Source organism: Kitasatospora sp. NPDC057198 (genome assembly GCF_042670125.1).
Taxonomy (GTDB): Bacteria; Actinomycetota; Actinomycetes; order Streptomycetales; family Streptomycetaceae; genus Kitasatospora.
The window spans coordinates 1-16,891 of record NZ_JBHUWH010000036.1; the positions used below are offsets into that span (position 1 = coordinate 1).

Genomic DNA, 16,891 nt, shown 5'->3' on the forward strand with positions numbered 1-16,891 from the left:
CTTCCGGTTCTGCTACTGCGACGCAGCGGCACGGACACGTCGATGGGCTCCGGCCGTCAGCAGCACGGACCCGCCGTTCCCCGGGCCCCCGGTGGTTGCTCTCCCGTCGTTCTCAGGCGAGGTGGAAGACCGGCCCGCGCGGCGTGAACGGCAGGGTCGCGCCGCGCGGGACGAGGTAGGCGTGTTCGCGGCGGGGGACGCGCAGGACGTCGCAGGCGGCGTCGGTGATGATCAGCAGGGGGGCGGTGGCGGGGAAGTCGGGGGCGCGGGCGAGCAGGTCGATCCCGGGTTGCAGGACGGTGCCGCCGCGACCGTGGACGCGGACCCGGCCGGCGAGTTCGGCGACCGGCAGGTAGCCCGCGTCGTGGGGGGCGCTGTCGCAGAAGACGACCCGGGCGGCGGGGACGTCGCGGGCGGCGGCGTAGGAGGCGATCGCGCCGAGCGCCTTGCCGAGCAGGGTGCGGTCCATCGTGCCGGAGGTGTCGAGGAGGACGCCGAAGGTGCAGCGCGGAGTCTCCTCGTACGGGTGGTGGCGTCCGGCGCGCGGGATGTCGGGGCTGGCGGACTGGCGGCGGGAGGGGCGGGCGTAGGAGCGCAGCGGTTCGGGGCGGGGGACGTGCTCGTCGAACCAGCGGGCGAGCCGGGCGTCCCAGGGCAGGGGCGGGTGGGCGAGGGCGCGGATCTCCTCGACGAGTCCGGCGGGCAGCAGTCCGCGGTCGCGGACGTGCAGGTCGAAGCCCTGTTGCAGGCCGCGCCGGTAGAAGTCGTCGAGGTCGACGTAGCCGCGGGAGCCGTCACGGGGCAGCGGTTCGCCGAGGACGTCGCCGAGGCCCTTGCCGCGCAGGGTGGCGAGGCGGCGCAGCCGGCGCTGGTCGCGGACGATCCGGTCGTAGACCTCTTCGGCGGAGAGCCCCTTCAACTCCGGGTCGTGGAGCAGCCCTTCGGGCATCTCGCCGACGTCCATCTCCAGCAGCCAGCCGTTGATGACGTAGTCGGCGGCGACGTTGAAGAGGTAGGGGTCGCGGCCGCCGGTGCGGTCGCCGTGGCGCAGGGCGGCGTGCAGCATCTCGTGGGCGAGGATGAAGCGCCATTCCCCGTCGGTGTGGCGGCGCAGCGGGTTGAGGTAGATCTCGCCGGCTCCGGCGTTGACGGCGGCGATCGAGATGCCGTGGGCGCGGGCGAGTTCGGCGTCGGCGACCAGGGTGAGTCCGGCGGCGAGGCCGCCGAGCAGGGGGTAGTTGGAGACGAACCAGCCGAGGGCGCGTTCCCAGGGGCGCTGCGGGAGGCGGTTGCCGTCGAGGGTCTCGCGGCGGCCGGCGGCGACGTCCATGGCGGCGGAGACGGTGCGGGTGAGGGCGTGGGCGAAGGCGAGGGTCCGGTCCTCCGGGTCCTCGCGGGCGGTCCAGGGCGCGAGGTGCTGGTCGGGCCGGTCACCGCCGGTGCCGCAGGCCCGGTACTCGGGCGGGACGCCGTCGCGGCGCCAGCGGGCGGCGAGGTCGTCCTCGTCGCCGCCGGGCCAGTTGCCGGGCAGGTCGTCGGGGGTTCGGCCGATCGGGAAGGTGTGCAGGAAGCGGTTGACGACGGCGCAGCGGGCGGCGAGGTCGGCGGCGTCGGGCTGGACGCGGGCGCCGCGGGCGGCGGGGAGGTGGCCGAAGCCGAGGTGGAGCAGGGCGTGGGCGAGGGCCCAGGCCCACTCCTCGGGTTCGGCGCGGCGGCGCCGGTTGTGGTGCAGGGTGCCGTGCGAGTCGGCGACGACCCAGCCGGTGGCGGGGTGCAGCGGGCAGTGCTCCTCGTCCAGGGTGCAGAGCCCGGCGGGGACGGCGTGGAGCGCGGGGTTGCGGTGGATCGTGGCGAGTCCGGCGGCGAACGCGGCCTTGACCGGGTCGGGCTTGGCGGCCTTCTCCGGCCCGGCGGCCCGGCGGCCGCTCATCGGCGGGCCCCGGCGGCCCGGCGGCGGCCGCTCACCGGCGGGCCTCGACCAGGCGGGGCAGGTCGCGGGCGGCCTCGATCAGGAACCAGGACGGCAGCACGGGGTTGCCGTCGGGGCCGTCGGCGATGACGGCCTGGGCGACCTCGACGGAGATCTCGGCGAGCTGCACCAGCAGTGACTTGGCGCGGTAGGCGTGCTGGCGGACGGTCGGCGAGGCGTGCTCCTTGCGGGCGGGCAGCTCCTTGACCAGTCGGCCGCGGAAGGAGTCGGCGAGGTAGTAGAGCAGGTCGCGGTCCTCGACGCGGTACGGCCAGGAGGCGTCGCCCTTCATGATCGCGTCCAGCCCGTACGCGTTGCGGACGATCTTGGCGTAGCCGCAGAAGGCGACGGCGTGGGCCGGGGTGAGCAGGCCGTGGGCGATCACCTTGAGGGTGTCCTCGTCGATGCCGGGGCCGAAGGAGTGCAGCGCGTCGGAGAGCATGTGCCAGGCGCGCGGGGTGGAGAAGGGTTCCTCGGTCTTCGGCGGGGCGGACCACAGGTGGTCGGGCCGGTCGGTGAGGTGGTCGGTGATCCACGGGTGGATGCCGTGCCCGGCGGCCCAGCGGAGCCAGTCGTCGGCGCTGGCCCGCAGGTGGACGTGGATCAGCCGGTTGAGCAGCGCGGACGGCATCGGGCGGGCGAGCGCGCCGTCGGTGGCGCGGTTGCCGGCGCCGATCACGATGGAGCCGGGTGGCAGTTCGTAATTGCCGATCCGGCGGTCCAGGATCAGCGAGTAGAAGGCTTTCTGGACGTCGGGGGTGGCGGCGTTCAGCTCGTCCAGGAACAGGCAGTAGGGCTGGTCGCGGGCGATGGTCTCGGGCGGGCAGAACCGGGAGCGGCCCTCGGGGGTGAGCTGCGGGACGCCGATCAGGTCCTCGGGGGCGAGCTGGGTGCCGAGCAGCGAGACGCACTCCAGGCCGAGCGACTCGGCGAACCGGTTGACCAGCGAGGACTTGCCGATGCCGGGCGCGCCCCAGAGGAACACCGGCCGCACGGTGGCGAGGCCGAGCAGCAGTTCGGGGACCTGGGACGGCGACACGGTGACGGCAGACTGCACAGCTCTCCCAAGGCGGGTGGGGTTCAGGGGGTCCGGCGGCCAGTGTGGACGGCGGGGTGGACGGGCGCACCCGGTTTTCCGGCGGCGCGCCCTTGTCCACAGGCTGGGGACAACGCTGTGCGCGGCGGCTTCGGCGAGGCTTTGGACAACTTTCAACTTCATGGTTGAAAGTTGAACCAGATCGGCGTACGGTGAACCACGTGAACAAGTTGAAGCCTCAACAATCGGCTTCGACCCCCGTCCCGAGGAGAGAAGTCATGGGCATCTTCAACCGCAGCAAGAACACCGCCGTCACCGTCGCCGCCCCGGCCGCCGCCACCGCCGACGCCGTGCAGGGCCCGGAGCTGGCCCACCTGACCGGCGACTACACGATCGACGCCGCGCACTCCAAGATCGGCTTCGCGGTCCGCCATGCGATGGTCACCAACGTCCGCGGCGAGTTCGCCGAGTACGAGGGCAAGCTGTACCTGGACGGGACGAACCCGGCCGCGTCCACCGCCGAACTGGTGATCAAGGTCGCCTCGATCAGCACCGGCCAGGCCCAGCGGGACGAGCACCTGCGCACCGGCGACTTCTTCGACGCCGCCGCGCACCCGGAGATCACCTTCAAGTCGACCTCCGCCGAGCGGGTCGACGGCGACACCTACCGCCTGCACGGCGACCTGACCATCAAGGGCACCACCCGCCCGGTCGCCCTCGACCTGGAGTTCACCGGCGCGGCCACCGACGTGTACGGCGCCGACCGGGTCGGCTTCGAGGGCGGCACCAGCGTCGACCGCACTGCCTGGGGCCTGACCTACAACGCCGCGCTGGAGACCGGCGGCGTGCTGATCGGCGAGAAGGTCAAGCTGACCCTGGACGTCTCCGCCGTGCGAGCCTCCTGAGCCCGCCTGTCCCGGCCGCCGCGCGGCCGCCCCGGTACCGCCCCCGCCGTCCCCCCGGCGGGGGCGCCGCCGTTCCCGGGGGCTTCACGCGAGGAGCAGCGCCGCGTCCCCGTCCGGCAGCCAGCTGTCCGGCGGCCGGACCAACCAGCCCTCGGCGGCGGCCAGTTCGGCCGCGCAGGCACGCAGCGCGGCCAGCCCCGGGTGGCGCACGCCCGGCCGGTGCACCAGGCCGACCAGGCTGAGCGGCACCGGGTCGACCAGCGGACGGACCACCGCACCCGGGAGGTCGAGCGCCCCGGCGCTGGTCAGCACCGGATCGCCGTGCCGGGCCAGGTGGCGGGCGAACTCGGCGGCGCCGACCGGAGGGGTGCGCGCGGGCGCGGCCGCCAGCCCGTGCGCGGCCAGCAGCCGCAGGCCCAGGTCGGTCCACTCGGCGGTGGCGGGCTGCCCGGCGAACACGTCCACCGGGTGCCCGGCGAGCGCGGCCAGCGGGACGGCGGTCCGGGCGGCCAGCGGGTGGTCCGGCGGCAGGAAGACCGCCATCGGCTCCAGCCGGACGGGCAGGTGTGCCAGCCGGGCCCGGTAGGCGGCGGGCAGTCCGGCGTACCGGCCGAACGAGGCGTCCAGCCGGTGGGCGGCCAACTCCCGTGCGGCGGCGGTCAGTCCACCGCAGTAGCGGGCCAGCAGCTCGGCCTCCGGGCAGTGCCGGCGGGCCGCGGCGAGCACCCGTTCGGCGGTGTGTTCGGGCCCCCAGTCCTGGCTGTTGACGTCGACCAGCAGGCTCCTCGTCCCGCCGAACGCGGTGATCTCGGCCTGCAACTCGAGCAGTTGGCGCGCCTTGGGAAGCAGCGCCGCCCCCGCCTCGGTCAACTCGACGCTGCGGGTGGTGCGGTGCAGCAGCACGCAGCCCAACTGCCGCTCCAGCGACTGGACATCGCGACTGACGGCCTGCTGCGCCAGGTGCAGGCGCTCGGCGGCCCGGCCGAAGTGCAGGGTCTCGGCGACGGCGGCGAAGCTGCGCAGCAGGCGGGGGTGGACGTCTCGGGGCACGCCCGGAAGATTAACAACAGGAAGCGGTGAATGCGACGGATCGGGTGTTGGACGCCCCGTTCCCCCGCCCCCGAGGCTGGGGGCAGTCCCCACACCCGAAACCCTCCCCGGAGTCCTTCCTTGTCGCTGCCGCTCGCCCGCTACCGCCCGGTGTTCGCCGCCCCCGGCACGCTGGCCTTCACCCTCGCCGGGCTGCTGGGCCGGCTCGCCCTGGCGATGCACGGCGTCTGCGTCGTGGTGCTGGTCGCCGACCGGCGCGGTTCGTACGCGCTGGCGGGGGCGGTCTCCGCGGTCGGGGTGCTGGCGGGGGCGGCGCTGCTGCCGCTGCTGGGGCGGCTGGTGGACCGGCGCGGGCAGGCCCGGGTGGCGGTGCCCGCGGTGCTGGCCACCGCGCTGCCGACGGCGGCGCTGCTGCTGTGCGTGCGTTCCGGCGCGCCCGCCTGGACGCTGTTCCCGTGCTGGGCGCTGGCCGGCAGCAGCCCGGACCTGGGCGGGATGGCACGGGCCCGCTGGGCGCACCTGCACCGCGCGGATCCGGCCGTGCTGCACCGGGCCAACGCGCTGGAGCAGGCGCTGGACGAACTGTGCTTCATGGCCGGCCCGGTCCTCGGCATGGTGCTGTGCACCGCCGTCGCCCCCGAGGCCGGGCTGCTCGCCGCCTGGGCGCTGGGCACCGCCGGCACCCTGCTGTTCGCCGCCCAGCGCGCCACCGAACCGCCCCCGGCCGCCCGCGCCCGCTCCGCCGCCCGGGGGCTGCTCCGGACGCCGGGCCTGCCGCCGCTGCTGGCGGTGTTCCTGGCCGCCGGGGTGCTGTTCGGCTCGCTGGAGGTGACCACGCTCGCGTACACCGACGCGCTGGGCCGGCAGTCGGCGGGCGGCGGGCTGCTGGCCCTGGTGGCGGCCGGGTCCTGCGTGTCGGGGCTGGTGTTCGGCGCCGTCCGGCCGCGCCGCCCGGCGGCGGTGCGGCTGGCACTGGGCACCGGTGCGATGACCGCCCTGATGCTGCTGCCGTTGACTGCGGGCCTCGCCGGGGCGGGCGTGCCGCTGCTGGGGGCGGCCCTGCTGGTGGCCGGGTCGGGCACCGCGCCGACGATGATCAGCGGCATGACGCTGGCCCAACGCCTGCTGCCCGCAGGCCGGTTGACCGAGGGGATGGCGCTGGCGGTCTCGGCGATCCTGGTCGGCATCTCCACCGGGGCGACCCTGGGCGGCGCGCTCGCCCAGCACACCGCGCCCGGCACCGGCTACCTGCTGCCGGCCTGCGCCGCCGCGACGGCCCTGCTGGCGGCCACCGCGCTTGCCAGAAAGGTGGGTTGACGCTACGTCAGTTCCACCCGTACGCGTACTGCGGCAGCTCGGTCCCGTCCGGGAAGTGCGCGGTGCCACGGCCGAGGCGGCGGGCGCCGTGCCGTTCGTAGAAGGCGATCGCGCGCCGGTTGGCGGCCAGCACGTCCAGCCGGACGGGCGCGCCGGGGAAGCGTTCCAGGGCGGCGCGCAGCAGGCGGCCGCCGATCCCGCCGCCGGTGCGGCTGGGGCGGACGTGCAGCTGCTCCAGCCGGACTTCGCCGCCGTCCGGCACCAGGTAGGCGAAGCCTTCGACGTCCCCGCCGTCCCCACCATCCCCGCCGTCCCCGCCGTCCCCACCGCCCCCGCCGTCGTCCGGTGCGGCTTCGGCCAGCAGCAGGACGGGGGTGTCGGCGGGCGTCCCGTAGTCGGCGTCCAGCCGCAGCGTCCAGAGGAGTTCCTGCTCGGCGCCCTCGGCGTCCAGCACCCCGGCCGGGACCAGCCCGGCGTACGCGGAGCGGCGGCTCGCGAGGTACAGCCGGGCGACGGCGGGGGCGTCCGCCACGGTGCCCTCGCGCAGGACGCACGGGAACGCGGGCGGAGACGGTGGCAGGGTGCGGTCGGAGCCGGGATCGGGGTCGGGCATCCGGCCAGCCTCGCACACCCGGCCCCCGTACCCGGCGGTTCCTCGACCGGTCTTTCCGCCGCCGGGGGTTGAGCGTGTCCGAACCGGTGCCCTACAGTCGTCCCCACAGGATTCTGAACGCGTTCGAAATCCTGTCGCCGACCACCGGAGGGGGCGCCGTCCGCCGTGCCCGACGCGCCGGACGGGCAGTCGGCGCGCCCGCACGACCGACCCGGTGCCGGGGGGCACCGGGCACGTCGCCCGGCTTCCGATTCGCCCACCCGGTCCGGAGTTGTCCCGGTCCGGCTAGGCTCGGACGGGTAGACGACCGGGACGGAAGCGAATCAGGCGGGGCGAGGTGGCAGGTAAGGGCCAGGAGCGGACTCAGCAGCACCCGGTGGACCCGGGCGGCACGGAGGACGCGGGCGACAGCGCGGAGCAGGCCCCCGGCCTGCCCAACTCCGGCGAACTGGCGGGCGGCCGGGCCCAGCCGAAGACCGACAAGAGCGAGGCCACCCGCGCCCTGATCCTGGAGACCGCGATGCGGCTGTTCCAGGAACGCGGCTACGAGAAGACCACCATGCGGGCGATCGCCTCCGAGGCGGGCGTCTCGGTCGGCAGCGCCTACTACTACTTCTCGGCGAAGGAGTTCCTGATCCAGGGCTTCTACGACCAGATGACCTACGACCACGCCGCCGACGCCAAGGCCCGGATGGCGCACACCCGCGACTTCTCCGAGCGGCTCCGGATCGCGATCGAGTCCTGGCTCGACACCGCCGCCCCGTACCACGAGTTCTCCGCCCAGTTCTTCCGCACCGCGGCCGACCCGACCAGCTCGCTCAGCCCGTTCTCCAACGAGTCCCACCCGGCCCGGGCCACCGCCGTCGAGCTCTTCCGCGAGGTGCTCCAGGGCTCCGAGCTCGCCCCCAAACTCGACGCCGAACTGGTCGAGTTGCTGCCCGACGTGCTCTGGCTGTACCTGATGGTCGTCGTCCTCTACTGGGTCTTCGACCGCACCCCCGACACCGAGCGCACCCGCGAGTTCGTCAAGCGCTCCGCCCCCCTGTCGGCCCGCCTGATCAACCTCTCCCGCTACCGGGTCTTCCGCCCCCTGGTCCGCGACGCCAAGGGCCTGATCCAGGACTTCATCCTGCCCAGCATCGGCAAGACCATGGTCACGTAAGGTCCCCCGCAAGGGGAATCGGACACGGGCGGGAGCAGGGGCGGGGGCGCGGGTGGCGGACGGGGAGACGTTCCGGCTGGTGCGGGCGGCCCAGCAGGGCGACGTGTTCGCGATGGACGCGCTGATCACCGAACTCACCCCGTACGTCGGCCGGATCTGCGCCCCGGTCGCGCTGGAGCACGCCGCGGACGCCGTGCAGGAGGCGTTCATCGCGATCCTCCGCGGCCTGCCCACCCTGCGGACGCCGGAGGCGCTGTACGGCTGGGTGCGGGTCGTCGCGGTGCGCGAGGCCGTCCGGGTCGCCCGGCGGCACCGAACCGAGGTCGCCGTCCCCGACCTGGCGGACCTGCCCGCGGACGGGGACCCGGCGCTCTCCGGCGACGTCGCGGACGTGCTGCGGCGGCTCGAACCGCGGCAGCGCGCGGTCCTGGTGCTGCGGCACGTCGAAGGGCTGGACGAGCAGGAGGTGGCCCGGCTGCTCGACGTGCCGGTCGGAACGGTCAGGTCCCGGCTGTTCCGGGCCCGGGAGTCCTTCCGCCGCGCCTGGGGCTGACCCCCTCCTCAGCGCTCCCGGGCCGCGATCCGCGCCCCGAGCCGGTCCAGCAGCGCCTCGCCGCGCACCCCCGCGCCCGGCCGGCGCAGCGCCCGCAGAGCGCCGCCGCCCGGCAGCCGGAAGGCGCTCAGGAAGCCGAACCGGGTACCGCCGTCCTCGGGTTCGGCGGCCATCGCCCCCAGCAGCACCCGGCTCTGCATCAGGCACCAGCCCGGGGCGAGCAGCACCTCGAAGGTCTCCCGGTGGCCGATCCGGCTGACCGCGACGGCCCGGAACCGCCCGCGTTCCCCGCCCGCTCCGGCCTCCCCGCCCGCTCCAGCCTCTCCGCTCGCTCCTCCCGCTCCGGCCTCCGGGGTGAACGACCGTACGCCGGGCAGCAGTTGCGGGAGTTCGTGCTCCAGGTCGGAGACCACCTCCCACAACCGCTCCGGGGGCACGTCGTACCGGCGGGTGGCCACGGCCGGGTTCTTCGCCGTCGCGGCGATCACCCGCAGCCGCCGCAGCGGGCCGAGTTCGGCCGTCGGCCAGGTGGTACCGCTCGGCTCGGACACGGCCGGGACTCCTCGACTGATCGGCGCCGCAACGCCCCCAGGCTATCCGGCACCGCCCCGCCCTACCCCTCCCGTCCACGTCGGAACAGCCGCCGGACCCGCTCGGCGACCAGCTCGGGCCGCTCCTCGGGCAGCAGGTGCCCGGCCCCCGGAACGATCTCCACCCGCAGCTGACCAATCAACTCGGCCCCACTGGACAGGAGTTGCGGCGGGATCACCGGATCGTGCTCCCCGGTGAGGGCCAGCGTGGGCACCCCCAGCCGCAGCGCGCGGAACTCCCCGCGCCGCAACGCGGCGAGGTCCCGGACGACGAACGCCCGGTGGACGGACTCGCCCGCCAACGCCGCCAACGGCACCCGCGCGGCCTCTGCGAACTCGGCCACCTCCGCCGCGCCGAGCGCCGTACGGTCCGCCGGGCCGCGCCGCAGCAGGAAGCGGGTGAAGGCCGGCCAGTGCCGCAGCACGGCCCGCCCGAGCGGCGGCCACTCCAGGGCCAGCGTGTACCAGAACCGCCAGGCGCTGCCGAGCGTCCCGCGCCGCTCCGGCCAGAGGTGCACCATGTTCAACGCCAGGTAACCGTCGAACCGTTCGGGCCACCGCGCGCAGGCCAGGAACCCGGCCCAGGCCCCCCAGTCGTGCCCGACCAGGAACGCCGACTCCACCCCCAGCGCGTCCAGGAACCCCACCAGGTCCGCCGCCCGCGCCTGCGTCGACCACCGCCCCGGCGCCCCCTCCGACCACCCGAAGCCCGGCATGTCCGGGCAGAGCACCCGGAACTCCCCCGCCAACAACGGCACCACCCGCCGCCACGCGAACCAGTGCTGCGGAAACCCGTGCACCAACACCACCGGCGGCGCCCCGACAGGCCCCGCCTCGGCGTAGTGCACCCGCAGCCCGCCCACCTCGACCGTGCCGTGCCGCACCCCGGCAAGCTCGGGCAACGGCCGCTGCGAAGCCACCAGTTGACGCGTCATCGCTTCTCTCCCCGTCGGTTCCGTCGAACGTCCTGCCTGAAAGAGGAACCGACCCGCCACCGCACTCCACCCGCCCCGCGTGACGTGCGCCACGCCGAAACCGGCATGCCAGACTGGGGCATGCCCGACCGACCCGAGATCGTCTGCATCTGCGGCTCCACCCGCTTCACGGACGAGATGCGCGCGGCGAACCGCGCCCTGACCTTCGCCGGCACCATCGTCGTCGCACCGGGTGAAGCGAATGAGCCGGTCACCGAACAGCAGAAGGCCGCACTCGACGCCCTCCACCTGCGCAAGATCGACCTGGCCGACCGGGTCCTGGTCGTCAACCCCGGCGGCTACCTCGGCGAATCCACCCGCCGGGAGATCGCGTACGCCCACGCCACCGGCAAACCGGTCTCGTACACCGACCCCGGCTGAGCGGCGGGTTCGCTCCTGGGGCGGGTCGAGGTGGTCGGCGCGGCGGGCTCTCGTTGACGATCGGTCACGTTCGTTGCCCCGCGGTGTAGTTGATCCGAGCAATGGTCACTGTCTGTGCCTCAAGCGTTGCCGAGCGCCGCTACCCTGAACAAGAAGCGCCGCCTTACGGGTCTGGACCGCAGACGGGCGCGAACACGCGAGGAGGCCGAACAAATGGGCTGGCAAGAACGGGAACTGCACCCGAATCTCTCGCCCCGGCACTTCTACGGCGCCGAGATCCGCCTCCACCGGGCGAACAACAACATGTCGTTGGAGAGCCTGGGGAACATCATCAACTTCTCCAAGGGACACCTCTCGCGGATCGAGAGCGGCGCGTCCAAGCCCCCGGAGGGCCTGTCGGAGAAGCTGGACGTCATCTTCGGGACGAACGGACTCTTCTGCCGCCTCTACGAGTTGGCGAGGCGGGAGCCGTTCCCCGACAAATACAGCACATTCCACAAGCTGAACGACCGCGCGGTGGAACACGCCTCGTACTCGTTGTCGTTCCCGGGTCTGCTCCAGACCGAACGGGTGATCCGGGCGATCATGCAGGCGGGTGCGGCCCTCGCATCGGACGAGGAGATGGAGAGCTGGCTTACCGTCCGACTCGGGCAGCAGGAACGACTCCGGGCCGAACCGGCAGCGTGCGAGTACTGGTTCATCATCGACGAGTCCGCGCTGTGGCGTCCGATCGTCAGCCCGGAGGTGATGGTGGAACAGCTCTCCGCGCTGCTGGATGCCGGTCGGCGCCGCAACGTGACAGTGCAGGTGCTGCCGTTCAGTGCCGGTGCGCATTCGCGGGTGGGCGGCTCCTCGCTAATCATGTTGACCGCACCCGACGGTTCGATGGCCGCCTACGAGGAGGGGGACCGGTGGGGGCGTCTGCACGATGACGCGGAGACCGTTGTGAGTCGTAGGAAGGACTACGATCTGTTGCGGGCCCAGTCCCTCTCGCCGAGGGACACCGAGGTCAAGATCGGCTCCGCTTTGGAAGGATTCGCTGAGGATGCGCGTCGAAGGCATGCCTGAGAACTGGGTCAAGAGCAGCTACAGCAACCAGGACGGCGGTGCCTGCGTCGAGGTGGACGCCAACCGCCCCGGCACCGTCCGCGACTCCAAGGACCCCGACGGGCCGCGCCTGCGCTTCACCCCCACCGCCTGGAACGCCTTCATCTCCGCCACCGCCGCAGGCGAGTTCGGCAACATCTGACCCGAAACCGACGATGCCCCGTGGTTCACGCCCGAACCACGGGGCATGCCTTTGGCGCGAAGCCCTGGCCGAACAGGGCCCACCCCGAAGGGAACTGCTGAGGATGTACGCCGAGGGCACGCCTGAGAACTGGGTCAAGAGCAGCTACAGCAACCAGGACGGCGGAAACTGCGTCGAGGTAGACGCCAACCGCCCCGGCACCGTCCGCGACTCCAAAGACCCCGACGGTCCGCGCCTGCGCTTCACCCCCACCGCCTGGAACGCCTTCGTCTCCGCCACCGCCGAAGGCGAGTTCGGCAGCATCTGAGCCGCCTCCCTACTCAGGCCACGTTCTCGCCCCGGCCCGCCGGGGCGGGGCCGCCGTGTGCGGCCCAGAGCGGTACGACGCGCGGGGTGGTGGTCGGGCAGGGGGCCGGGTGGACGGCGATGCGGGTGGCGGGGCCGTGTACCAGGGGGAGCCTGGGCATGATCGTGCGGCGCAGCGCGTGCAGGGTGAGCGGGTGCCGGAACCGGGAGCAGACCGGAAGGGTGTTCAACGGTCGGACGGGTGTCGGTGCCGGCACAGGGGTTGCGCTCGCCCGGTGGCGGCCCTTCGATGCGCCGACTCCCGTACGGTGGCGGCCAGTTGGGGGTTCGCCTGCCCCGGAGAGGTACCAGGCGAGCCCGAAAACGAGGAAGAGCGCGGCGATGGCGATGCAGGGTGCCGCCCAGACGCTAAGGTGGAACACGTCGAAGTCCCTTGGGTTTGTTGGTACGAGAGGGTGGCTTCGACCTCGCCCCGGGGGTGTTCGCAGCACCCACCGGGGCACTTCTCTGTTCTGCCGAGAGCGACCCGATTTCTCCGAACGCTAGGCAGACGCAGGGGATCTGTCGATCCGTCAGATTCGAACAGATCCCACCGTCCCGGACTCGCGTTCACCCCTCCGGGCGGTCACACTCCCGACCGTTCTCCCAGCTCGCAGCCACTACGCAAGAGTTGCGCCGGGCCCACGCCAACCCCGCGCCATAGCAAGTGTGTTCGACATTCCCACGGGTGAATGGAAGAGCTGTCCGATTGACGCCCGCCCGCACCCTCAACTCCGCTTGCCCCAGCGATCGTTGTACTCCTCGGCAGCCCGCAGCACAGCGCCCCTGGCCGCGCCCGGATCCATCTCCGGCAGGGTGAACAGCCCAGGAGCAGCAGCCAGATGACAGGAGAAGTCGTCGTCCCAGCGCTGCACCGTCCACCCCGGCCAGCGGGGCGGGACGGCTTCCGGCTCGGGGAGGTTGGTGAGCGTCCACCAGCCGAGCGTGCGGCGTTCCGGGTCGAGGTGCAGGCCCGCGTCGGCGGCAACCTCGCAGTGGCTGAAGTCGGCTGCCCCGTCCAGGCGTTGCAGTAGGGCGGGGCCTTCCGCGGCGGGGTGGTTGCCGATGTCCGCAAGCAGGTGGCAGCGTTCGGTCCCAACCGTCACCACGACGACCGCCGGTTCCTCGGAATCCACCTCCCACTCCTCGGTGAGCACCGGCAGGGTCACCGGCGGCAGCGAGCGGTCGCGGACGGCCTCCGGGTCGAGGCCGAGGTACCGGCGCAGGTCGGCATTGCCGTCGTGGCACCAGCGCAACTCCCAGCCGGGCCAGGCTTCCTGGAGGAGTTCGAGGGTGGCCGCGCGCAGCCGGGGATCGGTGCTCGGGCCCTCCCAGGCGAAGAGCAGCAGCACCCGGCACGGCTGGTCGACCAGCACCGCGCCCTGGCAGAACACGTCGTCCAACCAGTACTGCCCGTGCTGCCGGTGCCCGCCGGGCCCGAGCGCCCGGATCCGTTCGACGGTGCGGGCCGGGCCGGCCAGCAGCGCGAGGTCGAGGCCGATGGCGCTGTACTTGTCCACGTACGGCCCGTGCACGGCGCCGGCCCCGTCCAGCAGGACGTAGTTCGCGCGGTCTCCCATGCCCGCAAGGCTGCCCCGGGCACCGCCCCGGCCGCCAGCGGATTACCGGCGGCCGGGGCGGGTGCGGTTCAGAAGCTGTCCGGGTTCCAGGGGGCGCGGGCGGTGCGCAGCAGGGTGTCCGCGCGGCGGGCGGCGTCCGGGGTCAGTTCGGTGAGCAGGGCGGCGTCGGCGAGGGCCGCCGCGCTGCCGCCGCCGAGGTAGAGGGTGCCGAGCCGGGAGACGTCGAGCGCGAGGTCGGCCGGGTCGTCGGTGGGGGTGATCCGGCCGGTGCCGTCGGGGGCGGCCTCCAGGGCCCAGCGGCCGGCCGTCCAGCCGGCGCGGTCGGTGACGTCCAGCACCAGGCGGCCGGGGGCCTCGTAGCGGCGGGCGGCGAACGCGGCGGGCAGGTCGAGCAGCCGCAGCCAGGTGAAGTCGGCGCTCTCCTCGTGCGGCTTGACCCCGCGCGGGTCGTTGAGCAGTTGCGGGAGGACGTCGCCGGTGCCGAGGTACGGGGCGACGACGTGGCGCACCCAGTCGACGGAGAAGGCGAACGTCCAGAGCGCGTTGGCGGTCTTCCGGTCGAGCGCGATGAAGTCCCGGACGGTGAGCGGGCAGTCGGGGTAGGCGCCGTCCCACTTGTCGTCGACGATGTAGTTGATCATGCCGGTGAGGGTGCCGTCGGCGGTGCGGTGGAAGGCGGTGTAGCCCTCCTTCCGGTCGAAGCCGGGCAGTTCGACCTCGCCGGACCGCAGCCGCCACCAGCCCTCGAACCGGCCGATCGCGCCGGGCTGGGTGGGCCGCCAGCGCTCGTGCAGCTCGGGGCCCTGCTTGCGGAACTCCTCCGCGGTGGCGAAGTCGATCCGGTGGCCCTCGTGCACGGGGAGCCCGGCCCGCAGGCCGCCCGAGCGCAGCACGTCGACCCGCCAGCCGGCCAGCGGGACGGCCGGGCCGAAGCCGAACCGGCCGTAGATGTTGTGCTCGGCGGCGATCAGGATCGCGGCGGCGGCGCCGCGCTCGCGGGCGGCGGTCAGGTCGTGCCGCATCATGCCGCTGAGCAGGCCGCGCCGCCGGTGGGTGGCGTTGACCGTGACGCCGGTGATCGCGTCGACCGGCAGCAGCGCCCCGCCGGGCACCGTCAGCCCGGTGTCGAAGCTGCGGAAGGTCGCCACGCAGCGCGGCCGCCCGTCCGACGCACCCGCCGGGCCGTCGTGGTCGAAGGCGGCCAGCATCCGTCCCGGCTCGAAGAGCAGCTCCCGCCACTCCGTCGCCGGGGCGACGTGCGGGCGCATGAACCCGAGCGCGAGCGCCCGGTCCCAGTCGGCCAGTTCCTCGTGGGTGATCGGCCGGATCTCGATGCCCCGGTGGGGGCCCTGTTGCGCGTCGTTGCCCATCGAGCCACCGTACGACGGCACCCGAACCCCGGCATCCGGTTTTCCGCCGGGTCGGAGCCGGGCCAAAGCCAGTGCCGTGTACGCCCCGCCCGCACGCCCCGCTCAGCGCCCCGCCCGCACGCCCCGCTCAGCGCTCCGGTCAACGCCCCGCCCGTCGCCCGTCCCCGCCATCGCTCCCACCATCGCCCGCGCCGCCGGCACCACCGCCGCGACCAGCCCGACCGCCACCGCGAAGACGAGCCGGGCTGCGGGCAGCGAACCGGCCGCCGGGTCGGGGACGCCGTCGAGGCGGGCCAGGAAGACGCCGCCGAGCAGGGCGGTGCCGAGGGTCGCGCCGAACTGCTGGACGGCGTTGAGCAGCCCGGCGGCCGAGCCGGTCTCGTGCGGACGGACGCCGGCCAGCGCGGTGGTGAAGAACGGGACGGTGAACAGCCCGCAGCCCAGCCCGGCAACGGCCAGGCCCGGCAGTACCGGCCACGGATAGCGGTGCGCGTCGGTCGCCGCGTACCCGGCGATCACCGCCGCCAGACCGAGGGCCAGCACCGCGAGCCCGGCCCGCATCACCCGGTGCCCGTGGCGGGGCACCAGCCGGGCGCCCGCCGCGAGCGAGCCGGCCGCCATCGCGGCGGTCCACGGGAGCAGGGTCAGCCCGGCGGCCAACACGCCCAGGCCCGCGCCGAGTTGGACCTGTAGCACGATCACCGGCAGCAGCCCGTTCAGGACCGCGAAGAACAGCGTGGAGGCGACCAGCGCGGACGGGAAGGCCCGGTCGCGGAACAGGCCCGGTTCGACCAGAGCCGCCCGTCCGGCCCGCACCCGAACCCGCTGCTGCACCGCGAAGAGCACCAACAGCACGGCGCCGAAGGCGAGTTCGGTGATCCGCCAACCGTCCCCCAGCACCCGTCCGCCGGTCAGCAGCGGCAGCGAGAGCAGCGCCCCGGCCGCCGCCAGCAGCACCGTCCCGACCGGGTCGAGCCGCCCACGGCGCCCGCCCCGGGCGCCCTCGCCGGCGCCCTCGCCGGCGCTCCCGTCGGCGCCCCCGACGGAGCCCCCGTCGGCGCCCCCACCGGCACTCCCACCACCGGGCAGCAGCCGGGCGCCCGCCAGCACCCCGCCCGCCAGCGGCAGGTTGACCAGGAACACGGCCCGCCAGGACAGACCGCCGAGGTCGGCCCGGGTCAGCACCGCGCCCAGCAGCGGCCCGAGGATCGCGGCCAGCCCCATCACCGGCCCGATGCCGCTCATCGCACGGGCCAGTTCGGGCCCGTCGAACACGGCCCGGATCAGGCCGACCGTCTGCGGGATGATCAGCGCCGCCGCCGCGCCCTGCACCGCCCGCGCCGCCAGCAGCAGCCCGGGGGCGGGCGCCAGCGCGCACACCAGCGAGGCGGCCGCGAACCCGGCCGTGCCCAGCACGAACACCCGGCGCCGCCCGGCCAGGTCGCCGAGCCGCCCGCCGGTGACCAGCAGCACCGCGAACGGCAGCGTGTACGCCGCGTTGAACCACGGGATCTCGGCGGCCGGCCCGCCCAGTTCCGCCCGGATCACCGGGGCGGCGACCGTCACCACCGTCGCGTCCAGCAGGTTCATCGCCTCCGCCGCCAACAGCACCGCCAGTGCCCACCAGCGCCACCGTCCCGCCCGCCCGTCCATGCCCGGCCCCTCTCCCCGCGTCCCCCGGCCTGCCGTCCGCAGCCCGGCCGCACCCAGCCTCGGCGGCGCCCCGCGGTTCCCTCCAGCCGCCGCCCCGGGATGGCGGATTTCCTCCAACCCACCGCCCCGCCAAGCGGATTACCA

At 74.1% G+C, this 16,891-nt stretch carries 18 protein-coding genes; 8 read left to right on the forward strand and 10 right to left on the reverse strand.

Annotated elements, in window-relative coordinates:
• Window positions 1–112: 112 nt before the first annotated feature.
• A complete protein-coding gene (locus ACFUEL_RS06850) occupies window positions 113–1,930 on the reverse strand; it encodes a hypothetical protein (protein ID WP_380234966.1) in 1,818 nt (605 codons plus the stop codon).
• Between the two features lie 31 nt (window positions 1,931–1,961).
• A complete protein-coding gene (locus ACFUEL_RS06855; protein ID WP_380234967.1) occupies window positions 1,962–3,026 on the reverse strand; it encodes an ATP-binding protein in 1,065 nt (354 codons plus the stop codon).
• A 257-nt stretch (window positions 3,027–3,283) separates the two neighbouring features.
• Here ACFUEL_RS06855 and ACFUEL_RS06860 point away from each other — a divergent pair, with 257 nt between their 5' ends.
• Window positions 3,284–3,910, forward strand: coding sequence for a YceI family protein (locus ACFUEL_RS06860; protein WP_380234968.1), 627 nt, complete (start codon window positions 3,284–3,286; stop codon window positions 3,908–3,910).
• Between the two features lie 84 nt (window positions 3,911–3,994).
• On the opposite strand, the gene ACFUEL_RS06865 is transcribed toward ACFUEL_RS06860, so the two are convergent.
• Window positions 3,995–4,960: a LysR family transcriptional regulator gene (locus ACFUEL_RS06865; protein ID WP_380234969.1), complete on the reverse strand. Its 966-nt coding sequence runs from the start codon at window positions 4,958–4,960 to the stop codon at window positions 3,995–3,997.
• A 120-nt stretch (window positions 4,961–5,080) separates the two neighbouring features.
• On the opposite strand from ACFUEL_RS06865, the gene ACFUEL_RS06870 reads away from it, so the two are divergent.
• Window positions 5,081–6,277: an MFS transporter gene (locus ACFUEL_RS06870; RefSeq protein WP_380234970.1), complete on the forward strand. Its 1,197-nt coding sequence runs from the start codon at window positions 5,081–5,083 to the stop codon at window positions 6,275–6,277.
• A 7-nt stretch (window positions 6,278–6,284) separates the two neighbouring features.
• On the opposite strand, the gene ACFUEL_RS06875 is transcribed toward ACFUEL_RS06870, so the two are convergent.
• Window positions 6,285–6,890: a GNAT family N-acetyltransferase gene (locus tag ACFUEL_RS06875; RefSeq protein ID WP_380234971.1), complete on the reverse strand. Its 606-nt coding sequence runs from the start codon at window positions 6,888–6,890 to the stop codon at window positions 6,285–6,287.
• Window positions 6,891–7,227: 337 nt separating this feature from the next.
• Here ACFUEL_RS06875 and ACFUEL_RS06880 point away from each other — a divergent pair, with 337 nt between their 5' ends.
• Window positions 7,228–8,052 (forward strand): TetR family transcriptional regulator, encoded by an 825-nt coding sequence (locus tag ACFUEL_RS06880; protein ID WP_380234972.1) that lies wholly within the window; start codon window positions 7,228–7,230, stop codon window positions 8,050–8,052.
• A gap of 52 nt (window positions 8,053–8,104) precedes the next feature.
• Window positions 8,105–8,605 (forward strand): RNA polymerase sigma factor, encoded by a 501-nt coding sequence (locus ACFUEL_RS06885; protein ID WP_380234973.1) that lies wholly within the window; start codon window positions 8,105–8,107, stop codon window positions 8,603–8,605.
• 8 nt (window positions 8,606–8,613) lie between these two features.
• Here ACFUEL_RS06885 and ACFUEL_RS06890 read toward each other — a convergent pair whose 3' ends face one another.
• The gene (locus ACFUEL_RS06890) at window positions 8,614–9,156 is read right to left on the reverse strand and encodes an SRPBCC family protein (RefSeq protein ID WP_380234974.1); all 543 of its coding nucleotides are present in this window, start codon (window positions 9,154–9,156) and stop codon (window positions 8,614–8,616) included.
• Window positions 9,157–9,218: 62 nt separating this feature from the next.
• Window positions 9,219–10,130 (reverse strand): alpha/beta fold hydrolase, encoded by a 912-nt coding sequence (locus ACFUEL_RS06895; protein WP_380234975.1) that lies wholly within the window; start codon window positions 10,128–10,130, stop codon window positions 9,219–9,221.
• 120 nt (window positions 10,131–10,250) lie between these two features.
• On the opposite strand from ACFUEL_RS06895, the gene ACFUEL_RS06900 reads away from it, so the two are divergent.
• The 4 genes from ACFUEL_RS06900 to ACFUEL_RS06915 all read left to right on the forward strand — a co-directional run bounded on the left by ACFUEL_RS06900 (window position 10,251) and on the right by ACFUEL_RS06915 (window position 12,106).
• Window positions 10,251–10,550: a hypothetical protein gene (locus tag ACFUEL_RS06900; protein ID WP_380234976.1), complete on the forward strand. Its 300-nt coding sequence runs from the start codon at window positions 10,251–10,253 to the stop codon at window positions 10,548–10,550.
• Between the two features lie 213 nt (window positions 10,551–10,763).
• A complete protein-coding gene (locus ACFUEL_RS06905; RefSeq protein WP_380234977.1) occupies window positions 10,764–11,618 on the forward strand; it encodes a helix-turn-helix domain-containing protein in 855 nt (284 codons plus the stop codon).
• Window positions 11,611–11,799 carry a DUF397 domain-containing protein gene (locus ACFUEL_RS06910; RefSeq protein ID WP_380234978.1) on the forward strand — a complete coding sequence of 63 codons (189 nt, stop codon included), beginning with the start codon at window positions 11,611–11,613 and terminating at the stop codon, window positions 11,797–11,799. Before ACFUEL_RS06905 ends, ACFUEL_RS06910 begins: the two co-directional genes overlap by 8 nt.
• A 103-nt stretch (window positions 11,800–11,902) precedes the next feature.
• Entirely contained in the window at window positions 11,903–12,106 is a 204-nt protein-coding gene (locus ACFUEL_RS06915) for a DUF397 domain-containing protein (RefSeq protein WP_380234980.1), read from the forward strand.
• Between the two features lie 13 nt (window positions 12,107–12,119).
• On the opposite strand, the gene ACFUEL_RS06920 is transcribed toward ACFUEL_RS06915, so the two are convergent.
• The 4 genes from ACFUEL_RS06920 to ACFUEL_RS06935 all read right to left on the reverse strand — a co-directional run bounded on the left by ACFUEL_RS06920 (window position 12,120) and on the right by ACFUEL_RS06935 (window position 16,747).
• Window positions 12,120–12,335: a hypothetical protein gene (locus ACFUEL_RS06920; protein WP_380234981.1), complete on the reverse strand. Its 216-nt coding sequence runs from the start codon at window positions 12,333–12,335 to the stop codon at window positions 12,120–12,122.
• Window positions 12,336–12,872: 537 nt separating this feature from the next.
• Window positions 12,873–13,724, reverse strand: coding sequence for a hypothetical protein (locus tag ACFUEL_RS06925; protein ID WP_380234982.1), 852 nt, complete (start codon window positions 13,722–13,724; stop codon window positions 12,873–12,875).
• Window positions 13,725–13,792: 68 nt separating this feature from the next.
• Complete coding sequence (locus tag ACFUEL_RS06930) at window positions 13,793–15,094, reverse strand: GNAT family N-acetyltransferase (RefSeq protein ID WP_380234983.1); 1,302 nt, start codon at window positions 15,092–15,094, stop codon at window positions 13,793–13,795.
• Window positions 15,095–15,196: 102 nt separating this feature from the next.
• Entirely contained in the window at window positions 15,197–16,747 is a 1,551-nt protein-coding gene (locus ACFUEL_RS06935; protein WP_380234984.1) for an MFS transporter, read from the reverse strand.
• Window positions 16,748–16,891 lie beyond the last annotated feature (144 nt).

Excerpts from the sequence above, each read along its gene's own strand:
- ACFUEL_RS06875 (WP_380234971.1), bottom strand. The coding sequence starts at position 6,890 with ATGCCCGACCCCGATCCCGGCTCCGACCGCACCCTGCCACCGTCTCCG.
- ACFUEL_RS06850 (WP_380234966.1), bottom strand. The coding sequence starts at position 1,930 with ATGAGCGGCCGCCGGGCCGCCGGGCCGGAGAAGGCCGCCAAGCCCGAC.
- ACFUEL_RS06925 (WP_380234982.1), bottom strand. The coding sequence starts at position 13,724 with ATGGGAGACCGCGCGAACTACGTCCTGCTGGACGGGGCCGGCGCCGTG.
- ACFUEL_RS06930 (WP_380234983.1), bottom strand. The coding sequence starts at position 15,094 with ATGGGCAACGACGCGCAACAGGGCCCCCACCGGGGCATCGAGATCCGG.
- ACFUEL_RS06860 (WP_380234968.1), top strand. The coding sequence starts at position 3,284 with ATGGGCATCTTCAACCGCAGCAAGAACACCGCCGTCACCGTCGCCGCC.
- ACFUEL_RS06935 (WP_380234984.1), bottom strand. The coding sequence starts at position 16,747 with ATGGACGGGCGGGCGGGACGGTGGCGCTGGTGGGCACTGGCGGTGCTG.
- ACFUEL_RS06895 (WP_380234975.1), bottom strand. The coding sequence starts at position 10,130 with ATGACGCGTCAACTGGTGGCTTCGCAGCGGCCGTTGCCCGAGCTTGCC.
- ACFUEL_RS06900 (WP_380234976.1), top strand. The coding sequence starts at position 10,251 with ATGCCCGACCGACCCGAGATCGTCTGCATCTGCGGCTCCACCCGCTTC.
- ACFUEL_RS06915 (WP_380234980.1), top strand. The coding sequence starts at position 11,903 with ATGTACGCCGAGGGCACGCCTGAGAACTGGGTCAAGAGCAGCTACAGC.
- ACFUEL_RS06905 (WP_380234977.1), top strand. The coding sequence starts at position 10,764 with ATGGGCTGGCAAGAACGGGAACTGCACCCGAATCTCTCGCCCCGGCAC.
- ACFUEL_RS06910 (WP_380234978.1), top strand. The coding sequence starts at position 11,611 with ATGCCTGAGAACTGGGTCAAGAGCAGCTACAGCAACCAGGACGGCGGT.